The sequence below is a fragment of the Paenibacillus qinlingensis genome, from assembly GCF_031455095.1.
GTDB lineage: Bacteria > Bacillota > Bacilli > Paenibacillales > NBRC-103111 > Paenibacillus_E > Paenibacillus_E qinlingensis_A.
This window is the reverse complement of the sequence record NZ_JAVDSB010000012.1, coordinates 150,987-171,572: the sequence shown is the minus strand read 5'-3', so window position 1 is coordinate 171,572 and position 20,586 is coordinate 150,987. Positions and strand designations below refer to the sequence as shown.

Sequence of the window (20,586 nt, the reverse complement as noted above, 5' to 3'; positions counted from 1 at the left end):
ACAGGGGGAACAACATGAAAAATGGGAAGGTAGCTAATAAAAAGATTCTCTTAACATTTGACTATGAGGTTTTTTTTAGAAAATCCGGAACATTTGAAAGTTGTATACAAAACCCAGTAAATGATTTACTTACTTTTTTTGAGAAGCATAGGATTGGTGCAACTTTTTTTGTTGATGTCTTATACTATTTGAGATTGCTAGAGCATGAACAGACTAGAACTACTGCTGAACTTTTCAAGTCGCAGTTACAGCGTCTAGTTGCATCAGGAAGCAGAATTGAGCCTCATTTGCATCCACACTGGTTAGATGCAACTTATGTAAATGGTGCGTGGGAGTTCCCGCATTATCAACGATACCGATTGCAATCGTTATCTGAGACAGAAATATTTGATTTATTTCTTAAGTCATGTAGGGTTCTAGAAGAGATTGCTGGTGAAGTTCAGCATAACTATAAAGTAATGTCATATCGAGCCGGTGGTTGGTGCATACAGCCATTTGACCAATTGAAGAAATCGTTTATGGAATGTGGAGTAATGGTGGACAGTTCTGTGGCGCCTTGTATTAAGGGGACTAGTTCTGTTCATAATTTTGATTTTTCACATGTAAAGCCTATCAATTACTATCGATTCAATATGGATCCTACGAAAAATGAACAATATGGAGATTTAGTAGAAATACCTATATCAACTTTTCGATGTAGCAGTTATTCTAAAATCATTAGAAAAATTAAAAATAAAATACATAAGAAGGAGTTAATACCTTATGGTGACGGGAATGGCATTCCGATGTCTTCTGTCAATCGATTTTTACCGGCTTATGAAATGGTTTCACTAGAACGAATGTTTCCAGATGATTTATTACGCATCATTCAACAATCGGAATTAGATGTTGTAAATATAATTTCGCATCCTAAAGGATTATCAAAGATGTCGTTTCATTGCCTAAATCAGCTTGTACAGAGTAATCATCAATTTATGACAATTAAGCAATATTATGAGCAAGAAGTCTTGCAAGTTAAGGTTAGTGGCGATTGAAACATGTAAGCCTCACTTTGGGGTGAGGCTTAACAACCAATAGGGCTAGACAGAAATACCAGTTGCATCGACCCAGCCGTTATTATTTTTGTTTCGCCAAATCGTTTTCCCATTCGAGCCTAGTGAGGTGTCAAAATAAGAAAGACCAGCGTAAAGATTAGTTGTTGGTCTTTGAGCTGTAGTACCAGCTATTCCTAGGTTTGGAAGGCAACTTGGATTAATTAATCCAAAAGCGGCGACACCTATATTTCCTGTAGAACTGACCGATGTGCTTTTTGTAGTATCGATACCATAATGTTGGCAAGCAACGAATGAATTCCCATTAATGGTTGCATTTTTAGGATATGAGCTATTAGTTCCCTCTAATAATATGGCAGGGAATTTCATGTTTTCTAGAATGTTTCCATTAATGGTTACACCATTTGAATATGATGTGAGTCGAATTCCATATCTTCCGTCTTTTAGTATATTGTCATTAATCGTTAAAAAATCGGAAGCCCCATAAGCACGTATGCAATCGGCACCCGAAACGTCGGCATTAACTGCATCAAATTTAACGCTATTACCTATTGTGATAACATGAGTTGTAACGTCTAGTAGCGAACCAATCTCAATACCGCACAGATAAGTTCCCCCGACGATGTTGTTATTTGTAACAATCGAATAACTGCCATATACGGATATTGCTGAATAAGGTTGGATTTGTCCTTTTGACGTGCCTAGGAAAGGATTATCAATCAAGTTGCCTGTAACGATAGTGCCATTGACTTGTATTTTGATAGATCTTTTGTAACATCGTTTAAAGTAATTATTAGCAATAGTAATGTAACAAAATCCTTTGAAATCTTGAATAACTACGCCATCACCATCATTTATTGGTGAGATCTCCTCAAATCGATTATTTGTAATCGTTATATTAGTTGAATCGGCTGTGCCTCCGGCTTGATTAGCCAAAACCCCTCTACAAATCCCTGTCACACTTGCATCCAAATTATGAATATAACATCCCATAATCGATACATGAGTTACTCCAGATTGTATATGAATGCCTAAAGTTTCAGTTGTATATCCAGTCAATTGCTTAAGGCTATAAATCTCACAATCACGAATTGTGATATTACTGCGATTAGCAGAGATTGTAATACCCCTATTGGCAATACTATTTCCATTAAAATTAAGTCCTTCAATAATTATATTGGACCCAATTATGTTCAACATCATCATTTCAAATTTCGTAGCGCTTACTTTTAAAGTAGCCCCATTACTTAATATTGATACCAATGTTGTGAGGGTCGAACTAATAAGGTAAGTGCCGAGTGGAATATAAGCTATTGCACCTAAAGAAGCTATTGAGGTGAGAGCTGCTTGCATAGTCGCGGTATCATTTGTTTTACCGTCACCCTTTACACCATAATCCTTAACATTAATTACTGTATTATTAACGGCCATTATTTCAACCTCCTTATCTTATTTGTAACCACTCGTACGTGTCATCTGCTAGTTTCATACAGCAATATAGCTTGTCGGATACGCCTGTAGTTCCAGCTAACAAAAGCAACTTTCCGCGATTTGCTGTATTTGGAGTAGGGAAATTGGTCTGAATATCAGCCATTGCTGTGGAACCAGAGCTACTGGAACTGTCTTCTAAGTTGTCAATAGCCGATTGAAGAGTTTGAAAGTTATTGTTGATAACGGTAACAAAGTCACCTGGAACAGTGATTAAGTCTTGCATGTGTTCTCCTCCATTCATAATAAAATATGGGTAATTAGTCATACACACCATCATATGTACTTCTGATGAGTTTGAACTAGACCCTAATCGTATAAAGACAAAAATAAGCCCTATTCACTACTTCTAGAGTGAACGGGCTTTACTTATGGGGCTTTCTCCTGATATCACTAGCTATTTAAATATATAGATAGATTCCCTTCGGGTGCGAGAATGTTAAAGTTTTTCGCAGTAATTATATTATTTAAACAATGAATATTGTTTTGGCTATAATTAGGTAAGTAAGTTGTAAGATCAATGCCACCTCCCTCTGGCATATGGATTGTATTTCCAGTGATCGTACCTCGCGTTGCGTTTTGCCAATTCCAAATACCGCGTTCGCCATTTTCTATAATATTGGAAGTAATTGAGAAATCTTCAATATCACCGACTCGAATGGAAGTGGTTCCTTTCTTATTACTCTCTGCTCCCATCTTTATCGTATTTTTACTCACATCTACATTTTTTACGGTGTTAGAAGAAGTGATCTCAATCCCAGAATAAAAACTACCTCTCCCTTGTATAATATTATCTGATATTTTTATATTATTCCCATAAACACTTATGCCTGCATACATATCCGGAGCTAATTTACCTTTGTCTTTGCCTTGATAATAGTTGTTATTTAAATAATCATTAGTAATATGATTACCAGAAACAGTGATTCCATTTGCATATAGTTTAATAGCTCTTTTTGCACAGTTATAGAACGTATTATTGGTAATGGAACTATTCGTATTTTGAATAATATTTTTATCGAGAAGTGGGTCTTCGTAGTAAATGCCATCGCCGTCATCTGCAGGACCAATATCATGAATTTTTGAGTTTTGAATGCTAAGGTTTGTAGTGGATTTTTCAAGTGTACCTGAAGTTGTAGTTACGTATATTCCTCTAGCAATTAAACTTCCATTTACTGGATGAATAGAAACGATATTTTGAATTTCAGTTTGATCTATGACAATTGAATCTGTATTCCCATAAATAACGATTCCAGAAACAATTGAAGAATAAAAATCAGATGTTTTCTCCGTACTTTGAGAAGCATTGCTAACATGGCTATTAGAAATTTGAACTAGTGAGCTTCCGGGTTGAACGACCAATACACGGTTAACTGCATGATTACCATCAAATTTCATTTGATTAATTTGTATATTTGTACCTTCTATATGAAATAAGCTCCATCCAAATTTGGAGTTGTCAGCCTTAATTACTGATCCTTCTCCATCACCTATGATACTAGTATTGGATTTTAGTATTAAAGATTCATTTGAATTGACGATGTATGTACCAGTAGGGAAATAGATATTTAATTTCTTTTTTGTCCCGGTATTTAGCGCGCTCTGAATAGAACGTGTATCATCACTAACTCCGTCTCCTTTGGCACCAAAATCTTTAACATTAATTAGGGTAGGTATGGTGTGATAATGTTTATAGATTAATAGAAGAACAAGAAATAATATCCCAATTAATAATAAGTATCCTAAGTACTTGTATTTTAATTTGAACAACACAAAAAATCTCATCCTCTCGATTAATGAAATATGAGTTTCAATAGTAATAATAGGAAAAGAACTTGATTGGATACGAAATGTATCGTACAATATAATTATATACAAATCGTAGCTTTTTGCAACGTTAGAACTATCAAGGGAGTTGAAATAAAGATGAATGAATCAAACGTGGTGTATTGTTTAGAGTGCAATTCATTAATATTAAGAAAAGAAGCACATATAATTTTTAAGACTGGTTTCTATAAAACGAATATTCCGTTATCTCATTGTAAAAATTGCACATGTTTAGAAGCGACAGAAATGGACATTAGAATTCTTATGAATTCTAAAAAAATACAATTCGATTCAAACTATATTGGGGATTCTTCCTATATTTTTAATTAGTCAATTGGTGAGATAGAGTGAGAATTAATCAGACACTTATCTAGCTTTATATCAAAATACACCCCTCACTTAAGCAGTGAGGGGTGTATTTTATGCATGAATGGAGTATACAAATTTTTTTAAACCAACAAATGCTTAAACGCACTATAATCAATCTCTTGCTTCTCCAAAAAGCTCGTCAAACTCCGATAATCCCGCTTAGGCGTCGCCAGTATGTACCCCTCGATACAGTGATCCCTTGTAACTTCCTCCGCGTTAGCCTCTAAAGCGACTTGTCCGATACGCGCGGCAATGGAATGCTTGGCAATATCACGGAAGGCCGTTGGTACAGGTGAAACCAATTGGTCGAGAAATGCTTTGGAATCCGACGTCCAGAGATGCCGTGAGCTGTCCACGTAATGATTTTGCCAATCGAGTTTGGATTTGCCATCCTCTTTGGGTAGTACCTTAATAAACTTGCGAAACATGAAGTATCCGCCGATGGACATGAAGGCAAGCAGCACGCATACCCAAAAAATAATGAACCACATGAAATAATCATTTGCCATTTATTTGTCACCTCACTCATTTGCTTCAAATAGATAGTAAGAATTATACCTTATTTCTAGATTTCTTGCGACAATACGAGTAAAATAGGAGGGTAGCAGCCACTAATAAAGGAGTTATGAATTATGCCGAAAATTGGATCACACGTTTCGTTCTCAGATAAAGGCTTGTTAAATGCAGCTGAAGAAGCCGTTTCATACGGATCATCCACGTTTATGATATACACGGGCGCACCGCAAAATACGCGCCGCAAACCGATTGAAGAACAGTATATTGAAGAAGGCAAAGCTGTGATGGACAAGCATGCGATGAATGAAATCGTCGTTCATGCCCCTTACATTATCAACTTGGGTTCTTATAAGGAAGATACGTTCGAGCTTGCCGTACGTTTCCTTCAAGAAGAAATCCGCCGGACGGATTACATTGGCGTTAGCAATATCGTGCTTCACCCTGGTGCTTATACGGACAAGGATGCGGACTATGGGATCGCTAGAATTGCTGATGGCTTGAACGAAGTACTTGCTGGTGTTAAAGATACGAACGTTAACATTGCTTTGGAAACGATGGCCGGCAAAGGGACCGAAATTGGTCGCAGCTTTGAAGAAATCGCAGAAATCATGGAACGTGTAGAGTTCAATAACAAACTGACCGTTTGTATGGACACTTGCCATATTCATGATGCTGGCTATGATATCGTGAATGATTTGGACGGTGTGCTGCACCATTTCGATCGCACGATTGGGCTGGAGAAATTAGGCGTTATTCACTTGAACGATAGTAAAAATCCACGCGGCGCAAGCAAGGATCGTCACGCACCGTTAGGCTCAGGTTGGATTGGTTTCGAAGCGATGAACAACATTGCGAACCATGAGAAGCTGCAGCATTTGCCGATGATTCTTGAAACGCCTTGGATCGGAAAAGAAGACAAAACACAGCGTCCGATGTATGAAGCGGAAATTGCGTTGCTTTCCGGTAACTTAACTGGTCGTTTTGGCGGCGAGTTCCTGGATCAAGTGGAGCGAATTGACTTTTTGATGAACAAAAAAGATATTCACTACCGCGATTTCGTAATTAAAACTTGGGAACTGCTTAAAAATGATGCAAAAGCGAAGAAAGCAGATGGACGCGAGCCATTGGAGCGTTTATATGATATTCTTCATGAGGAACGCCTTTTCGCTGATCTTAGTGAAGAACAAATTAATCAACGATTGATTGTCTGGCTTGCTGGAAATGACATTTTGAAGAAAGCCTAAGCTTACAGAGACAGATATCGCTAGGGGGATACAAATGGAAGCGGGAACCACGAATAGCTCAAATCGCCGGGAGAGCGAATTGATGAATAGAGCAAGAATGCTTATTTCTTGCCCGGATCAGCCAGGTATTGTAGCAGCCGTATCACAATTTCTATTTGAATATGGGGCAAATATTGTGCAATCGGATCAGTACACGATGGATCCAGAAGGCGGCATGTTTTTCATCCGGATTGAGTTCGATTTAACAGAGTTGGCAACTCGTGTGGAGAAGTTAAGAGCTGATTTCTCAGTTGTTGCTGACAAATTCAAGATGGACTGGAGTCTGTCGCTAGCTAGCCAGAAGAAACGGATTGCGATTTTCGTCTCGAAGGAAGACCATGCTTTGCTCGAATTGTTATGGCATTGGCGTGCAGGCGATCTGAACGCGGACATCGCCATGGTGATCAGCAACCACAATGATATGCGATCACTTGTAGAGCCTTTCGGAATCCCGTTTCACCATATTCCGGTTACCGCGGCTACGAAAGCAGAGGCTGAACAGCGTCAACTTGAAGTCATCGGCGATGGTGTCGATGCGATTGTGCTTGCTCGCTATATGCAGATTGTTTCCCCTTCATTTATTCAAAATTACGCAAATCGCATCATCAATATTCATCACTCCTTCTTACCTGCTTTTGTAGGCGGTAAGCCTTATGCACAAGCGCATAACCGCGGCGTGAAGATTATTGGTGCGACAGCGCATTATGTGACGGACGAGCTAGACGCTGGACCGATTATTGAACAGGACGTTCAACGCGTGAGTCACCGCGATAATGTCGAGGATTTGAAAAGAATCGGCCGTCATATTGAGCGTATCGTATTGGCACGCGCGGTAGCGTGGCATGTGGAAGATCGTATTATCGTTCACAATAATAAGACGGTTGTTTTTAACTAAAAGCTAGGTTGTACCTGTTTATGGGTACAGCCTATTTAGATATAGATTAAAACTCTAAGCGTTTTAATCAGTTATTGTGGCAATGCCTTAAAGCAAATGGTACAATAATGCAAGCGACAAATGTCACTTGTATGTACAAGTTAGTGATTGATGAAAATACAGAAACATATGGAGGGAATCTTCGAATGACTGCATCAACGAAAACAATTGAACAATTAGCCGTGGACACGATCCGTACACTCGGTATCGACGCGGTTGAGAAAGCAAAATCCGGCCACCCAGGTATGGTTATGGGAGCTGCTCCAATGGCTTACGTGCTGTGGAAACAGCATATGAAACACAATCCTTCGAATCCTAAATGGGTCAACCGTGACCGTTTCGTTCTATCTGCTGGACACGGTTCCATGCTTCTATACAGCTTGCTTCACTTGTGCGGATATGATCTGCCAATGGAAGAAATCAAGAACTTCCGCCAATGGGGAAGCAAAACGCCTGGTCACCCAGAGTACGGTCACACGGCAGGTGTTGATGCAACGACAGGTCCACTTGGACAAGGCGTTGGTATGGCTGTCGGTATGGCGATGGCTGAAGCTCACTTGAGAGAAACGTACAACAAAGAAAACTTCCCAGTGATCGATCACTACACGTACGCAATTTGCGGCGATGGCGATATGATGGAGGGCGTTTCCTCTGAAGCCGTTTCCCTTGCAGCTCATTTGAAATTGGGCAAATTGATCATGATGTATGATTCCAACGATATTTCGCTTGATGGCGAATTGAATATGGCGTTCTCTGAAAACGTGCAAGCACGTTTCGAAGCTTACGGCTGGCAAGTTATTCGCGTTGAAGAACAGAATGACCTTGCTGCGATCTCCAAGGCGATTGCTGAAGCGAAAGCTGATACAACTCGTCCTACGTTGATTGAAGTGAAAACGACAATCGGTTTCGGTTCCCCGAACAAAGGCGGTAAAGGTGGTCACGTTGGACCTCACGGATCCCCACTTGGCGGCGACGAAGTAAAATTAACGAAACAAGCATACGGCTGGCCGGAAGAGCCGGATTTCTATGTTCCGGACGAAGTTCGCGCACACTATGCGGAAATTCAAAAAGAAGGTACTGCAGCTGAAGAAGCTTGGAGCAACCTTTTGAACGAGTACATCAAAGCTTACCCAGAGCTTGGCAAGCAATTCAGCGCTGCTGTGAATGGTGAGCTTCCAGCTGGTTGGGATGCTGATCTTCCTACATACACGACAGAAGACAAGCCTATGGCTACGCGTGTTGCTTCTGGTAATGCAATCAATGCCGTTGCAGGCAAATTGCCACAATTAATTGGTGGCTCTGCGGATCTAGCGAGCTCCAATAACACAATGATCAAAGGCGAATCCAACTACAGCGCTAGCAACTATGCTGGACGCAACGTATGGTTCGGTGTTCGTGAGTTCGGTATGGGTACAGCAATGAACGGTATGGCTCTTCACGGTGGGGTAAAAGTATACGGAGCAACTTTCTTCGTATTCTCCGACTACTTGCGCGCATCCATCCGTCTTGCAGCTTTGATGCAATTGCCAGTGATCTATGTGTTAACACATGATAGTATCGCTGTTGGTGAAGATGGACCGACGCATGAGCCGATCGAGCAATTGCCGGCACTTCGTGTGATCCCAGGCATCACGGTCATTCGTCCTGCTGACGGTAACGAGACATCCGAAGCTTGGCGCTATGCGATTTCCGAATCCAAAGGTCCAGTCGCGCTTGTGTTGACTCGTCAAAACTTGCCGATCCTTCCTGGTACCGTTGCAGGAGCAAAAGAGAACCTTCGCAAAGGCGGATACGTGGTATCCGACGCAGCAAACGGTCAACCAGATGCACAAATCCTAGCAACAGGTTCCGAAGTACAATTAGCTGTCGCGGCGCAAAAATTGCTGCAAGCTGAAGGCATCAACGTTCGCGTTGTCAGCCTACCAAGCTTGGAATTGTTCGAAAAACAATCCAAAGAATACAAAGATTCCGTTATCCTTCCAGGCGTGAAGAAGCGTCTTGCTGTTGAGATGGCATACCCACTCGGCTGGGAGCGTTACACAGGTGACGAGGGTTCCATCCTTGGAATTTCCACTTTTGGAGCATCCGCACCAGGGGATACGGTTCTTAGAGAATACGGATTCTCACCTGAGAACGTAGCAGCACGCGTGAAAGCATTGTTGGGTTAATTCATTAGCTGGGGCTTAGTTCGTCTAGGCCTCGGCTTGCATTTATTTATATCCATTTTAGAGGGGGAACTTTTAATTATGTCTAGCTTTGAAAATGTAACTGTACTTACGAAAGCCAATGTTTATTTCGATGGAAAAGTAACAAGCCGCACTGTACAATTCGCAGACGGCACAAAGAAAACACTAGGCATCTTGCTTCCTGGTGAATACGAATTCGGAACAGACACGAAAGAAATCATGGAAATCCAAGCTGGTGAGCTGAACGTTTTGCTTCCAGGCAGCACAGAGTGGATTACGATCAACGGCCAAGGTGAATTCACTGTGCCTGCGAACACCAAATTCAAGCTCGAAGTGAAAACAGTGAGCGATTATATCTGTTCTTATATTGCTGAGTAATCCAATAACTCGAAGCTTTTAACCGCAAAAACCATACATCATTTTGAACATTACGTTCAATGGATGTATGGTTTTTTATTTTTTGGCTGACCAGCTGTAAAAGGAGCGGATCTCCATCTGCAGTACCTCTTCAATATCTGTCATGCGAATCCATAATTGTTGGATCTGAGGGTGATTCTGGAGTAAGATCGTATGTCGTTGCTCCATGCGGGAGAGGCTGATGCCGAAAGAAGCAGGACGTGCAGGATTGACAACAAGGTCCTCCAGCAGCACAGTGATGCCAGCTTCTAGTTCGGGGATTTCTTCGATATGCAGTTGTTGAAAAGGAGCACTGATCGGTATGTAAAGGGTGGACTTACTAAAATCAAGTTCGTTAGGCCGAAACCGAAGCGCCATAATGAGTGGTTGTATATGCTCTTCATGAAAGTCATAAAAGACGGCTAGTTTGACGATGGGCCATTCCCCCTTTTTGCTTTAAATGTTCCAGCTTGTTCATGATGGCGCGGGTTGCATCGGACCAGTTGGCTGGATTGTACGTGTTTATTTGACTTTGCGTGAATTGCTGGTATTCATAATCCAGAATCCCTTGAAGGACCCGCCGCTGAATCTGTTCGACCCGCTCGTTGGCAAGTCGATAGGTCACCTGGAATTCTTCCGCCAGAAAGGCAACCATTTCGCTTTTTTGCTCAGGCAGCGACAATTTCTTCAACATGGACATGGGAATAGCCGCGTAAAGCTGAAATGAGGAGGCATCCTGCTCCTGCCAATCGACATAGCGATCGGGCATAACCATTTGGTTGCCGGAGTGGCGAAGCACATGACAAAGCTCATGCAGGAAGTCCTCCCACTGTTCTTTGGCGGATAATCGACGGTCCACATTGATGCTGAATAGTCCATTTTTTTCAATAGCCATACTGTTCATATCCATCGTATAAACCCAAATATGCAGCATAGCAGCCAAATTCGTCATATTGAGTTGAGCTGGTGATGTAATGCCAAGTTGCGTATATAAAGCTTCTACCCACTGTTCAAGGGAGGTCGGTTGGTAATGAGTGAACAGGTGAATACACCTCGCTTTTCTTAAAAAATGGAATGTATGTTCGCTTATTAGGGCTAAAGAAAAGCCCATAAGGGCTTGGCTTTATGATTACTGCTCGCTGTCAGGTGTTCGAGACTGCTGCTGTTCTTTGATGAAGTTCCAGAAACGAAGCATCTCGTCGCGGCGCTCTTTAGGGGCATTTTTGAAGTCTTTGAAAAATAAGCTCACATCAGGGTCATCGACTTCGTCAAGACCGTCTCCAGATAAGCCATCGAGTGACTCCTCTTCCGTTGGAGCAAATCCAGCAAGCAGCAGAAGTTCGTCCTTCTCAGCAATACTCAGCGTATCGGCTAAAGCGATAACCGTTTCCCGTGACGGGCTGAAGCGATTGTTTTCTATGGAGTTAATAAACGAATAACTAACACCGGACCGTTCGCCAAGCTCTCTGAGGGAATAATTGTTCATTTTTCTCAGCTGCCGGATTCGATTACCGAATTGCACCATATCTTTCATCGTTTGATCACCTGATTCTATTGTAAATGGTGAGCGGTGCAAAAAACAAGGGGAGATCCCTAAAAAGTTTTGAATATCAAAACTTTTTGTGTTGAAATTTTAAACAAGACAATGTATGATGTGTTTAGAATTACAAAACGAACAAATTTTAGGAGATGATCATGGGATGTTAGAACGTATTTTGAATATAGAGAAAGAACAAATTGATCGCCGGGCAACGCGAAAAAGGGTAGAAAGTGTGCTTGAAGCCGTGCGTATGTATCGCGTAATGGGGGATTTAAGAAAAGGAAATGAAGCTATTTCCGCTAGGAATCAATGGTTCAAAGTGGCGGAGCGCACAGCTCCTTACCAGGCGGGATCAGATGAACACATGCGAGGTATATGTGAGGAAGTGGAGCAGGCCATATCTCGGCTAGATGAGCAAGAGCAGGGAATTATCCGGGAACGTTATTTAAAAAGAAAGAAGACGTTCGATTTTCTATTGTTTCATGAGCTTAATTTGAGTGAGCGTACGTATTATCGGATGAAGGCGAGAGCGATCGAGAAGCTAGCGTACATGCTGCGGTTGGAAGTGAAGCTACAACAAGGATGACTGAGAGTTGGCTGTTTATTGGCAGTTCACCTAAAATATGGCATGGTATGATCGTTGTGTAGCCAAGTTGGGGAGGTGAAGTTGCTAAACAGGATGTTGAAAAAATCGTTCCTGCTATCCAATCATTGGTGAGACGAGGGGCTCGTAAAGGAGTGAAATACGTTTTGAAAAGAAAAAAATGTTTTGAAATTCAAAACAAAACGAAATGAAGCGGAAAGGAGGTGAGAGATTTGAATGATTAACTTGGCTGATCAACTAGTTCAATATCTCCACGCTAATGATGAGGGAACGATAGGAGTTGACCTTTTCATTGACAGCTTGCCGACAACGCCAGACGAAGTGATTTGGTTCACTCATTTGGGTGGCAGTGCTGAATTCAAACTGGATGTCCCTGAAAGTTGGCGGAAGTTAAGTTTACAAACTAGAAGCGTAACCTCGGCTGGTGCAAATGAGCGAATATGGCGCGTGATTACCAAGCTGCTTGAACCCGATGACGGCGTCATCGAGGTCGGTAATAAGTTGTACACGGTACAAATTACGTCATTGCCGGCTCTACAGGACAAGGATGCGAACGGCAGATACGTGATGAAATCAGTCTTGATTCTACGGCAAGTGCAACCAGTTACAGAGTCGTGGTTGGGGGCCATCTCCCAATTTACGGAGGCGCTGCTCGGACCGCAATGGCACGTATATCGAGGATTCAATGGCACATGCCGACCTGCTGTTTCGTGGCAGTGTACAAGCTGGCAGAGTGCAACAGCATCTCAAAGTACTGCGCAGCTAACCAAACAATATGTTGGGCAGATTGCGGCAAGGTCGGCAAGCGAGTATCAGTTGGCTGCTCAAGTTCTATTAGTAGGGCTGGCCGAACAGGTTAAATTGCCGGTAACTGGTACGGAAGGCAGATGGTTAACTGTAGTGAATTCGACGATTGCGATGCGGTTAGGAGATTTATCTACAGGTGTACTGACGCTTACCCTAAAAGGAGCAATTGCCGCTCCGCAAAGCACGCTTCCGCTGATGGCAGCCGTGCGCACAGAAACACAAATTAATAGCTGAGGTGATTTTTATCAAACAAGGATTAAGTTCTACGAAAGGGCAAACAGAAGAAAATACAGCGGTAGCTGTGGGTTACGCAAAGGAAGAGCTAATCAGCCATTCACAGGAGCTGTTCGCTTGCCCGCCAGAGGTGCTTATTGGGGCGCTGCTTGGTAAGACGGAAACAGCATTCACTATTGCTGAGACGAAACAATTCATTCAAAACTTTTTACAAAGGAAGGTGCAAGAATAATGGCGGGTGGAACTTGGAGTGGGACGGATCGTCCGGTATTGCCGGGCTTTTATATGAATTTTGAGGCGGCTGCCTTAAGCTCGATTGGACCAGGCAGTCAAGGAACAGTAATCATCCCGGTGAAGGCCAATTGGGGAGCAGTACGTCAGTTTGTGGAAATTACGAGTGAGCAGGGCATCTACGATGCTTTCAGTATGGATCAGTCTGATGCTGCGACAGCTCCACCTGTGTTGAAACTGGCTTTGCTGGGCAAGCCGAAAAAAGTATTGGCATATCGAATCGCCGATGCAACAGCAGCGAAAGCGAGTGTAACGCTGAAGGATTCGGCATCAGCGAATGTGTTGAAACTTGATGCCAAGTATGAAGGAACACGAGGAAACAGCTTCTCAATTATTGTACAAACGAATGCGGTGGATTCCGCACAGAAAGATCTAAAGCTGCTTGAAGGCACCTCTGTGCTGAAAACATTTACTTTCGCAGGCAGCTCAGTTCAAGCGGCTGCTGATGCGATTAATCAAGATACGAGTAACGTATGGTTGATGGCAACTGTGCTTGCTCCAGGTAATGGCACGCTAGCCGCTGTGGTCGGCAGTGCACTTGCAGGAGGGAATTCCGGTGTAAGCGGCATTGCGGCAACCGATTATGTGAATGCCTTGAGCGCGATGGAAACGCAGAATTTCCATGTGTTGGCGCTGGATGGCGTTACGGATACGAGCATTCAAGCTTCTGTCGTCGCTTGGACAGCGAGACTGCGCAGCGAAGGCAAAGGCATCGTGACCGTGCTCGGCGGATCTTCCGCCGACGATACAGGGGCTGATGCCATTAGCCGAGCTGTGACGAGGAGTGCGACGTACAATCACGAGGCCATCGTGAATGTTGGAACAGGAGCGATCCTAGCGGGTGCGAGCTACAGCTCGGCGTATATCTCCGCGTATGTGGCGGGCCTCATCGCGGGTCAGAAACTTAGCGAATCGACGACGTACGCGGTCTCGCCATTCAGTGATGTGACGCGCCGCTCCACACGTAGTGAGCAAGAAAATGCCGTGAAAAATGGCGTGTTCCTGTTCGTTCACGACGGCCAGAAGGTGAAGGCGCTGCGCGGTATGAACGCACTGAGCACGTTGCGTCCAGGCCAGAATGCGGCTTGGAAGAAAATTCGTACGATTCGTGTTATGGACACGATCAATAACGATTTGCTGCGTACAGCGGAAGATAGCTACATCGGGAAAGTGAACAATACGGAAGAGGGACGTCTCGCGCTTGTGGAAGCCGGCAAGCAATATATGCAGGCACTAGCACAAGCTGGTGTGATTGAAGCTCAAGGTTTCGATGTGTATTTGAACCCAGCCTATTATGGGCAAGGATCTGTACTCACGCCTGCTCCTGATCAAGTTTACATCAAGTGGGAAGCGAAATTAACGGATGTTATGGAACAAATTTTTGGCACTTTTATCGTAAATTAAGGGAGGCATATTGATGAGTTTAGATGCGAGTAGAGTTATTTTAGGCACATACGGAAGTGTATTTATTGCGGGTGAATGGCAAACGAATTTCAACCATTTGGAAGCCAATGTAGAAATTCAAAAGAAAGAGCTTAACCTGGCAGGCGATCCGTGGGTTCGTCATAAGAAAGGCGCTATGAAGGGGACGGGCTCGATGAGTGGCTTCAAAGTCACAAGCGATATGATTGCCCGTGGATTCGAGAAATTCAGTCTTGTTTCTAAACTTGGTGATCCGGATTCCTACGGCTTTGAGCGTATTACGCTGAATAATGTGATGTTGGACAAGCTTCAGTTAGCGAACTGGACGGCTGGTGAGGAAGTGAAAGAAGAAGTTTCGTTTACATTTGAAGGCTATACCCTAAATGACCCGATTAAGGCGATTTAATCTCAACTATTTGAAGGAGGACATACCTAATGTTGACTGATGAACAAATTTTGCAAAAACTGCTTGAGGCGGATCAATTGCCAGAAAAGACGTTAACCCTTTCCCGGGTTGGCGTCCCCATTATTCTGCGTGGATTAACTGGGAAGCAGGTGTTTGCACTGCGTGAACGCTGTACAGAACGTTCGGATCGTCGAGGTGTCCAAACCGATCGGCTCGACGAAGAGCAGTTCAATGTAGCACTTATTGCCGCTGCTACCGTGTCCCCCAACTGGGGAGACTCCCGCTTGCTGACGAAGTATCAGGCCAGCTCTGGCGAGGAAGTGATCAAGCGAATTTTGCTTGCTGGCGAGCTGTCAGCGCTGGGGGATGAAGTGCTCGATCTGAGCGGATTTAACACGACGCTGGACGAAGTAAAAAACTAATAGCCTCCGGGGGGCTCCCGGCGATGCTCCATGCGATGTGGACGCGTCATCATTTGCTCCCCGGAGCATTCTGGAAGCTGCCTCGCGGGGAGCAGCTATTCCTGCTGGCCAGCTTGGAACTAGAGCTGGAGCAGGAACAAGCGCTGCAGCGAGAGCGTGAACGCGCAAGGAGGTGAGAGCCATGAGTGACATGGCGATGGCAGGCAATTTAGCAAGAGTGACAGCTGCGCAAGATGGGCTGCGAAGAGCAGTCGATCGGACTAGTTCAGCTGCACAGCGGCTATCAGTTTTTTTTGATAAAGCTGGTGAAGCTGGCGTAAGACTCAGTCAAGTGACTGCAAGACCGACAATTGCTGTGCGGGATTATTTTTCTTTTGTGATTGACCGGTTGCTGCTGCAACTGGCGGATTTGGGTCACACGAAGGTCGATGTGAAGCTGATTATTGATGATCAAGTGGTTGGCGCAGCGAAACAGCTGCGGCAATTGTTGACTGGGCTTGGTGGGACGCTATCCGTCGGCATACAGGGCGGGGGCTCGGCGGGAGCGAGTGCATCTGCATCAGCTTCCGTATCGATGGTCACTGTGAAAGCAGCACCAGAGAAGAAAAGTCCAATAGATACTTGGATTGACCGCCTAGTGAGAATAGGAGAGGCGCTGAAGCTGTTTGGCGAAGCTTTTAGTGCTTTTGGTGATGGATTCAAAGGTATACGTGAAGGACTTCAAGGGATAGGTGAGGCATTCAAAAGTTTTGGTGCTGGCATCGGCGATGGAATTAAAAGCATTGGCGCAGGCATCGGGGATGGTCTCACAAATGTCGGTGCAGGAATAAGTAGTATCGGCGACGGACTCAAAGGAATTGGCGCAGGGATTGGCAGCATTGGTGACGGTTTCAAAGAAATCGGTGCAGGGATAGGAACAGGAATAGGCAGCATAGGCGAAGGAATTAAAAGTATAGGCGCAGGTATAGGGGATGGACTCACAAGTATCGGCGGGGGATTTAGTAACATTGGCGATGGAATCAAAGGGATTGGCGCAGGAATAGGCAGCATCGGCGATGGACTTCAAGGGATCGGTGCAGGAATTGGTAGCATAGGAGATGGACTTACAGGAATCGGTGCGGGAATTGGCAGCATTGGCGATGGAATTAAAAGCATCGGAGCCGGCATTGGGGATGGACTCAAATATATCGGTGATGGAATCGATAGCGTCGGTGCGGGACTAGGTCGTATTGGTGACGGAATCACTGGGATCGGCGATGGGGTCAAAAGCTTCGGAGAAGGTATCAAAGCAGTAGGCGATGGCGTTAAAAACTTCGTTGAGGGGATTAAATCGATCGCTCAAAGCTTGAGTGCATCCGTTAAATCAATGGCAGATAGCTTTAAATCTGTTGTAAATAGCGTTAAATCCATGGTCGAAAGCATTAAATCTTTGCAGGGGTTATCCTCGGGAAAAGGCAAGCTCGAAGGGAAGGGTACAAAATGCTGCACGGATGCAAATTCCAAGACTAGATCTAAGGCAGGCACGAAAACAGAGTCCAAGATGGGTACGACAACCAATCTGCAAGGGGATAGTACAACACAACCAGTAGGTAACAGGAGGACGATGCCAATTGCTGCTGAGGTTGCGCTAGAAGATAGAAATCCAGCGAGAGTCAATTCAGAGGGACACCCCGACGGACATCCTGAAGGACGACCGCCAGCTTCTTCGAGGGGACGATTAGGTAAGTTGTTTAAAGGTGGCTTGAAGATGGCGAAAGGAGCTAGCAAAGCGATAGCACCTCTTGGTATTGGTCTGGCAGCTGTGGATGTGCTGACATCAGAGAACAAAGCGGGAGCGGCGATTCAAGCAGGTGCAGGCGCGGGCGGCGCTGCTCTAGGTGCTGCGCTTGGATCAGCTATTTTACCGGTATTTGGAACTGCAGTTGGAGGCATGTTGGGTGGCTATCTCGGAGATAAAGCAGGATCATTTATTGCGAATAAATTTTTTGGGAAGAAGAAGCCAGTGGAAGAATCAGAGTCCAAAACGTCTCTTGTACCTCAAGGGCGCGAGTCCTTGGCGGCAGATCCCGCTCAAGCAGTTTCTGCGGTGAATTCTTCGGCAGCGCAAGCTGCCCCTCCGAACCAGTACGAAGTCAAAGTGGACGGCGTAGCGGTTCATTTTCCAAAAGAGGAAGTTGATAAAGAGAAGCTAGCTTTCACGATCGGGCATCAAATTGTGTCGCAAATGAATGCGGCGATGCAAAACCGCTCAGAGAATGGGGGCAGCGCTTTTGGCTATTGAGGAAAGGGTTATCAAAGCTATGGATATCACGTTGGAGGATCCAACTGGCTTGAGAATGCATTTTCCAGTTAACCCATCAGAAGTGAACATTCGCCGTGACAAAAGTTTTGAGACGATCACGATTATTCATGGCGGGGAACTAGATGTGCCGCAAGGTGTAAAGGTGAAGGAAATCTCCTTCTCCTCCTTTTTTCCAGCGGTATATGATGCTAGCTACTGTAAGTACCAACCGCTGCCTAACCCCCAAACAGCGATGAATCAACTCAATACATGGATGGAACAACGTGAGCCCCTTCGCTTAATTATGACGGAAACGGATGTGAATGTGCTTGTCATGCTTTCTGCTCATAATAGTAGCTTCAAAGGCGGTGAACCGGGTGACGTGTACTTCGATGTGACTTTTCGCACATGGCGTGACTATAAAGTGAGGACGCTGGCGGAGCGCAGTGGCACTTCTGGCGGAGAGGCACGACCTGATATCAAACCTGTGTCCGCTACGTACACGGTTAAGTCAGGAGATTCTCTTTGGGCGATTGCCAAAATGAATCTCGGTTCCGGCAGCCGTTGGCGGGAGATTTATGATATAAATCGAGCGTTAATTGGTGATAACCCCGATGCTATCCAAATCGATCAAGAGTTGGTGATGCCCTAATGGCCGTTTGGACGAGTGGGTCTTACGATATTTGGCTGGATGAGCAATATGCTTTAGGGGATTTGATTTATGAAATGACGTTGGAAGAAGCGCTCGACGAAATCTCCTATCGGGCGCAAGCGACGATCGTGGTGACGCCGAATTTTCCTGGGATAAAGCCAGGTCAAGCTGTTCGTGTGCTAGGCAAGCCATATGGCGGGGCAGAGCAAGTGGATTTGCTGCATCCAGCCGTTGTGTGGCAGTGCGAGAACAGTTATGAGCGTATGGATCGGCTAACCGTCACGATGTATGATCGGACGATTTATTTGGCTAAATCGGAGGATGAGTATGTATTTCCAGGCGGTATGAAGGCAGATGAGCGCTTACGCAGGTATGCTGAGGATTGGCATATTCAGCTTGGTCAGTTGCCTGACACAGGTATCAAGCTTGCCAAAGCGATGTACCGTTCGGAGAACATATACGCCATGATCATGAAGGATCTCAAGGAAACAGCCAAGAAAGGCGGCCCGATGTACCGTCCACGCATGACAATTAACGGGCTGGAGCTTGTGGAAATTGGCAGTAATGCAACCGTGTGGTCCTTGGAGCCGAGTGAGAATGTAATGAACATTATGCAAAAGCGGACGCTCGAAGGAGCCGTTACGAAAGTGAAGGTGCTCGGCACGAAAGCGGCAGGGGATGACGTCGTAGCGCAAGTGTTGGCGGTAGAAGAAGGAGAGATTGCGGAGCTAGGTACGCTGCAAAAAATCGTCCAAGACAGCAGCTTTCAATCCGTTTCTGAGGCTAAAGAAGCTGCGCATGCGATGCTTACAGGTGTGCAGGAGACCATTAGCGTCACATCGCTGGATATTAACACCATTCGCGCTGGAGATAAGGTAGATTTGGCGGGAAGCGGGATGGAGCTCATTGCGATGTCGGTCAGACACGAGTTAGGGGATCCCGGCAAAATGGTACTGGAACTCGGCAGTCCCGAACTTGTCAGAAGGAGGTATTACATGAATGAATCCGTATAAAAAATTAGCTACCTTATTGGACAGTCGGATGTCTGGTCATGCCGCATCAGCGGTATCCGGTTTACCGGCGGAATTAGGCACAATGACTGCTGGTGGGTTGAAACTCGATCGTTTTAAGCACGAAATCGCAGATTATTATGTGGCGGATTGGATGGCTAAGCTTCATCTGCCAAGTTTCGCGCTAGCGGGCACGGTTTCAGGCTTAACCAGCGGCAGTGTTCCCGTAGCGGGGCAGGGTACGTTTGCTTTTTCAGAGTCGGAGATTGAGGATGTGCGAATGGAGTTTCAGCATGGCTTGAAGCCTGGGGACCGCGTGCTCGCGATTCCAATTGATGATGGCAACGATGCCGTGATTCTGTGTAAGGTGGTGAAATAGATGCCGAATTTATTTCCGGTAGTTGGCGCGAGTTCTGGGACTGGGGTTGGAGTTGGAACAAGAACGGAGGCATTTTTGGCAGCTGGCAAAAAGGGAGCGATTCCCTTCGGACGCAGTCCGAAGTTTGACCATTCCGTAGGTGAGTTCGTAACGACCCCAACGGGGAAGATCGCGGAATGTGTGGGTACCGAAGCTTGGCTGGAATGGTGCCAAAAGGCGCTGCGTTCGCGACGGTACACCCATCTAGTGTATTCCCGGGCCTATGGCCAGGAGTATGATGATTTGATTGCCCGGCATTTGTCGCGTCAAGCGAATGAAATGGAGATTTTACGTATGACGACGGAGACTGTGAAGGTCGATCCGCGTACGGCGGATGTTCGCCATTTTACATTTAATTGGGAAAAAGAGGGGTGCTCATTTCAATGTGAAATCGTGAACATACGTGGCGAGCAAAAGAACATAAAAGGAAGTGTGGTGATCAATTAAT

General features: G+C 44.7%; 24 protein-coding genes. 17 read left to right on the top strand and 7 right to left on the bottom strand.

Going from position 1 to position 20,586, the window contains the following annotated elements; all coding sequences use genetic code 11:
* Positions 1-14: 14 nt before the first annotated feature.
* On the top strand, positions 15-1,034 hold the full coding sequence (locus tag J2736_RS25045) for a polysaccharide deacetylase family protein (RefSeq protein ID WP_310501311.1): 1,020 nt from the start codon (positions 15-17) through the stop codon (positions 1,032-1,034).
* Between the two features lie 45 nt (positions 1,035-1,079).
* On the opposite strand, the gene J2736_RS25040 is transcribed toward J2736_RS25045, so the two are convergent.
* The 4 genes from J2736_RS25040 to J2736_RS25025 form a co-directional block, all read right to left on the bottom strand.
* Positions 1,080-2,483, bottom strand: coding sequence for a right-handed parallel beta-helix repeat-containing protein (locus J2736_RS25040; RefSeq protein ID WP_310501310.1), 1,404 nt, complete (start codon positions 2,481-2,483; stop codon positions 1,080-1,082).
* Between the two features lie 13 nt (positions 2,484-2,496).
* Positions 2,497-2,766, bottom strand: coding sequence for a hypothetical protein (locus J2736_RS25035; RefSeq protein ID WP_310501309.1), 270 nt, complete (start codon positions 2,764-2,766; stop codon positions 2,497-2,499).
* Between the two features lie 167 nt (positions 2,767-2,933).
* Positions 2,934-4,313: a glycosyl hydrolase family 28-related protein gene (locus tag J2736_RS25030; protein WP_310501308.1), complete on the bottom strand. Its 1,380-nt coding sequence runs from the start codon at positions 4,311-4,313 to the stop codon at positions 2,934-2,936.
* Positions 4,314-4,816: 503 nt separating this feature from the next.
* Entirely contained in the window at positions 4,817-5,245 is a 429-nt protein-coding gene (locus J2736_RS25025; protein WP_310501307.1) for a DUF2621 domain-containing protein, read from the bottom strand.
* A 123-nt stretch (positions 5,246-5,368) separates the two neighbouring features.
* Here J2736_RS25025 and J2736_RS25020 point away from each other — a divergent pair, with 123 nt between their 5' ends.
* The 4 genes from J2736_RS25020 (at position 5,369) to ppnP (ending at position 10,033) form a co-directional block, all read left to right on the top strand.
* Positions 5,369-6,496 (top strand): deoxyribonuclease IV, encoded by a 1,128-nt coding sequence (locus tag J2736_RS25020; RefSeq protein WP_310501306.1) that lies wholly within the window; start codon positions 5,369-5,371, stop codon positions 6,494-6,496.
* 34 nt (positions 6,497-6,530) lie between these two features.
* Complete coding sequence (gene purU / locus J2736_RS25015; protein WP_310501305.1) at positions 6,531-7,430, top strand: formyltetrahydrofolate deformylase; 900 nt, start codon at positions 6,531-6,533, stop codon at positions 7,428-7,430.
* A gap of 185 nt (positions 7,431-7,615) precedes the next feature.
* The gene (gene tkt, locus J2736_RS25010; RefSeq protein WP_310501304.1) at positions 7,616-9,637 is read left to right on the top strand and encodes a transketolase; all 2,022 of its coding nucleotides are present in this window, start codon (positions 7,616-7,618) and stop codon (positions 9,635-9,637) included.
* Positions 9,638-9,715: 78 nt separating this feature from the next.
* Positions 9,716-10,033, top strand: coding sequence for a pyrimidine/purine nucleoside phosphorylase (gene ppnP / locus J2736_RS25005; protein ID WP_310501303.1), 318 nt, complete (start codon positions 9,716-9,718; stop codon positions 10,031-10,033).
* Between the two features lie 75 nt (positions 10,034-10,108).
* On the opposite strand, the gene J2736_RS25000 is transcribed toward ppnP, so the two are convergent.
* The 3 genes from J2736_RS25000 to J2736_RS24990 all read right to left on the bottom strand — a co-directional run bounded on the left by J2736_RS25000 (position 10,109) and on the right by J2736_RS24990 (position 11,585).
* On the bottom strand, positions 10,109-10,429 hold the full coding sequence (locus tag J2736_RS25000) for a hypothetical protein (RefSeq protein WP_310501302.1): 321 nt from the start codon (positions 10,427-10,429) through the stop codon (positions 10,109-10,111).
* Positions 10,430-10,460: 31 nt separating this feature from the next.
* Positions 10,461-10,985 carry an ImmA/IrrE family metallo-endopeptidase gene (locus J2736_RS24995; protein WP_310501301.1) on the bottom strand — a complete coding sequence of 175 codons (525 nt, stop codon included), beginning with the start codon at positions 10,983-10,985 and terminating at the stop codon, positions 10,461-10,463.
* A 195-nt stretch (positions 10,986-11,180) separates the two neighbouring features.
* Positions 11,181-11,585: a helix-turn-helix domain-containing protein gene (locus J2736_RS24990; protein ID WP_310501300.1), complete on the bottom strand. Its 405-nt coding sequence runs from the start codon at positions 11,583-11,585 to the stop codon at positions 11,181-11,183.
* A 166-nt stretch (positions 11,586-11,751) separates the two neighbouring features.
* Here J2736_RS24990 and J2736_RS24985 point away from each other — a divergent pair, with 166 nt between their 5' ends.
* From J2736_RS24985 to J2736_RS24930, 12 genes are all read left to right on the top strand, one after another.
* Complete coding sequence (locus J2736_RS24985) at positions 11,752-12,177, top strand: ArpU family phage packaging/lysis transcriptional regulator (protein WP_310501299.1); 426 nt, start codon at positions 11,752-11,754, stop codon at positions 12,175-12,177.
* 234 nt (positions 12,178-12,411) lie between these two features.
* Positions 12,412-13,236: a minor capsid protein gene (locus J2736_RS24980; RefSeq protein ID WP_310501298.1), complete on the top strand. Its 825-nt coding sequence runs from the start codon at positions 12,412-12,414 to the stop codon at positions 13,234-13,236.
* 1 nt (position 13,237) lies between these two features.
* On the top strand, positions 13,238-13,468 hold the full coding sequence (locus J2736_RS24975; RefSeq protein ID WP_310501297.1) for a hypothetical protein: 231 nt from the start codon (positions 13,238-13,240) through the stop codon (positions 13,466-13,468).
* Complete coding sequence (locus tag J2736_RS24970) at positions 13,468-14,931, top strand: phage tail sheath subtilisin-like domain-containing protein (RefSeq protein WP_310501296.1); 1,464 nt, start codon at positions 13,468-13,470, stop codon at positions 14,929-14,931. Before J2736_RS24975 ends, J2736_RS24970 begins: the two co-directional genes overlap by 1 nt.
* 13 nt (positions 14,932-14,944) lie before the next feature.
* Positions 14,945-15,355 carry a phage tail tube protein gene (locus tag J2736_RS24965; protein WP_310501295.1) on the top strand — a complete coding sequence of 137 codons (411 nt, stop codon included), beginning with the start codon at positions 14,945-14,947 and terminating at the stop codon, positions 15,353-15,355.
* A gap of 29 nt (positions 15,356-15,384) precedes the next feature.
* Entirely contained in the window at positions 15,385-15,777 is a 393-nt protein-coding gene (locus J2736_RS24960) for a phage tail assembly chaperone (protein ID WP_065857630.1), read from the top strand.
* A 23-nt stretch (positions 15,778-15,800) separates the two neighbouring features.
* Positions 15,801-15,953 (top strand): hypothetical protein, encoded by a 153-nt coding sequence (locus J2736_RS24955; protein WP_310501294.1) that lies wholly within the window; start codon positions 15,801-15,803, stop codon positions 15,951-15,953.
* A 5-nt stretch (positions 15,954-15,958) separates the two neighbouring features.
* Entirely contained in the window at positions 15,959-18,058 is a 2,100-nt protein-coding gene (locus J2736_RS24950) for a hypothetical protein (RefSeq protein ID WP_310501293.1), read from the top strand.
* 19 nt (positions 18,059-18,077) lie between these two features.
* Positions 18,078-18,710 carry a LysM peptidoglycan-binding domain-containing protein gene (locus tag J2736_RS24945; protein ID WP_310501339.1) on the top strand — a complete coding sequence of 211 codons (633 nt, stop codon included), beginning with the start codon at positions 18,078-18,080 and terminating at the stop codon, positions 18,708-18,710.
* Positions 18,710-19,723, top strand: a complete 1,014-nt coding sequence (locus J2736_RS24940; RefSeq protein ID WP_310501292.1) for an XkdQ/YqbQ family protein — start codon at positions 18,710-18,712, stop codon at positions 19,721-19,723. The genes J2736_RS24945 and J2736_RS24940 overlap by 1 nt, the downstream gene beginning before the upstream one ends.
* Positions 19,710-20,099, top strand: a complete 390-nt coding sequence (locus J2736_RS24935; protein ID WP_310501291.1) for a hypothetical protein — start codon at positions 19,710-19,712, stop codon at positions 20,097-20,099. The genes J2736_RS24940 and J2736_RS24935 overlap by 14 nt, the downstream gene beginning before the upstream one ends.
* Positions 20,100-20,585: a DUF2634 domain-containing protein gene (locus J2736_RS24930; RefSeq protein ID WP_310501290.1), complete on the top strand. Its 486-nt coding sequence runs from the start codon at positions 20,100-20,102 to the stop codon at positions 20,583-20,585.
* Position 20,586 lies beyond the last annotated feature (1 nt).

Excerpts from the sequence above, each read along its gene's own strand:
- J2736_RS24935 (WP_310501291.1), top strand. The coding sequence starts at position 19,710 with ATGAATCCGTATAAAAAATTAGCTACCTTATTGGACAGTCGGATGTCT.
- J2736_RS25000 (WP_310501302.1), bottom strand. The coding sequence starts at position 10,429 with ATGGCGCTTCGGTTTCGGCCTAACGAACTTGATTTTAGTAAGTCCACC.
- J2736_RS24995 (WP_310501301.1), bottom strand. The coding sequence starts at position 10,985 with ATGCTGCATATTTGGGTTTATACGATGGATATGAACAGTATGGCTATT.
- tkt (WP_310501304.1), top strand. The coding sequence starts at position 7,616 with ATGACTGCATCAACGAAAACAATTGAACAATTAGCCGTGGACACGATC.
- J2736_RS24965 (WP_310501295.1), top strand. The coding sequence starts at position 14,945 with ATGAGTTTAGATGCGAGTAGAGTTATTTTAGGCACATACGGAAGTGTA.
- J2736_RS24940 (WP_310501292.1), top strand. The coding sequence starts at position 18,710 with ATGGCCGTTTGGACGAGTGGGTCTTACGATATTTGGCTGGATGAGCAA.
- J2736_RS24990 (WP_310501300.1), bottom strand. The coding sequence starts at position 11,585 with ATGAAAGATATGGTGCAATTCGGTAATCGAATCCGGCAGCTGAGAAAA.
- J2736_RS24980 (WP_310501298.1), top strand. The coding sequence starts at position 12,412 with ATGATTAACTTGGCTGATCAACTAGTTCAATATCTCCACGCTAATGAT.
- ppnP (WP_310501303.1), top strand. The coding sequence starts at position 9,716 with ATGTCTAGCTTTGAAAATGTAACTGTACTTACGAAAGCCAATGTTTAT.
- J2736_RS24970 (WP_310501296.1), top strand. The coding sequence starts at position 13,468 with ATGGCGGGTGGAACTTGGAGTGGGACGGATCGTCCGGTATTGCCGGGC.
- J2736_RS24960 (WP_065857630.1), top strand. The coding sequence starts at position 15,385 with ATGTTGACTGATGAACAAATTTTGCAAAAACTGCTTGAGGCGGATCAA.
- J2736_RS25045 (WP_310501311.1), top strand. The coding sequence starts at position 15 with ATGAAAAATGGGAAGGTAGCTAATAAAAAGATTCTCTTAACATTTGAC.
- J2736_RS25020 (WP_310501306.1), top strand. The coding sequence starts at position 5,369 with ATGCCGAAAATTGGATCACACGTTTCGTTCTCAGATAAAGGCTTGTTA.
- purU (WP_310501305.1), top strand. The coding sequence starts at position 6,531 with ATGGAAGCGGGAACCACGAATAGCTCAAATCGCCGGGAGAGCGAATTG.
- J2736_RS25040 (WP_310501310.1), bottom strand. The coding sequence starts at position 2,483 with ATGGCCGTTAATAATACAGTAATTAATGTTAAGGATTATGGTGTAAAG.
- J2736_RS25025 (WP_310501307.1), bottom strand. The coding sequence starts at position 5,245 with ATGGCAAATGATTATTTCATGTGGTTCATTATTTTTTGGGTATGCGTG.
- J2736_RS24950 (WP_310501293.1), top strand. The coding sequence starts at position 15,959 with ATGAGTGACATGGCGATGGCAGGCAATTTAGCAAGAGTGACAGCTGCG.
- J2736_RS25035 (WP_310501309.1), bottom strand. The coding sequence starts at position 2,766 with ATGCAAGACTTAATCACTGTTCCAGGTGACTTTGTTACCGTTATCAAC.
- J2736_RS24955 (WP_310501294.1), top strand. The coding sequence starts at position 15,801 with ATGCTCCATGCGATGTGGACGCGTCATCATTTGCTCCCCGGAGCATTC.
- J2736_RS24945 (WP_310501339.1), top strand. The coding sequence starts at position 18,078 with ATGGATATCACGTTGGAGGATCCAACTGGCTTGAGAATGCATTTTCCA.
- J2736_RS24930 (WP_310501290.1), top strand. The coding sequence starts at position 20,100 with ATGCCGAATTTATTTCCGGTAGTTGGCGCGAGTTCTGGGACTGGGGTT.
- J2736_RS24985 (WP_310501299.1), top strand. The coding sequence starts at position 11,752 with ATGTTAGAACGTATTTTGAATATAGAGAAAGAACAAATTGATCGCCGG.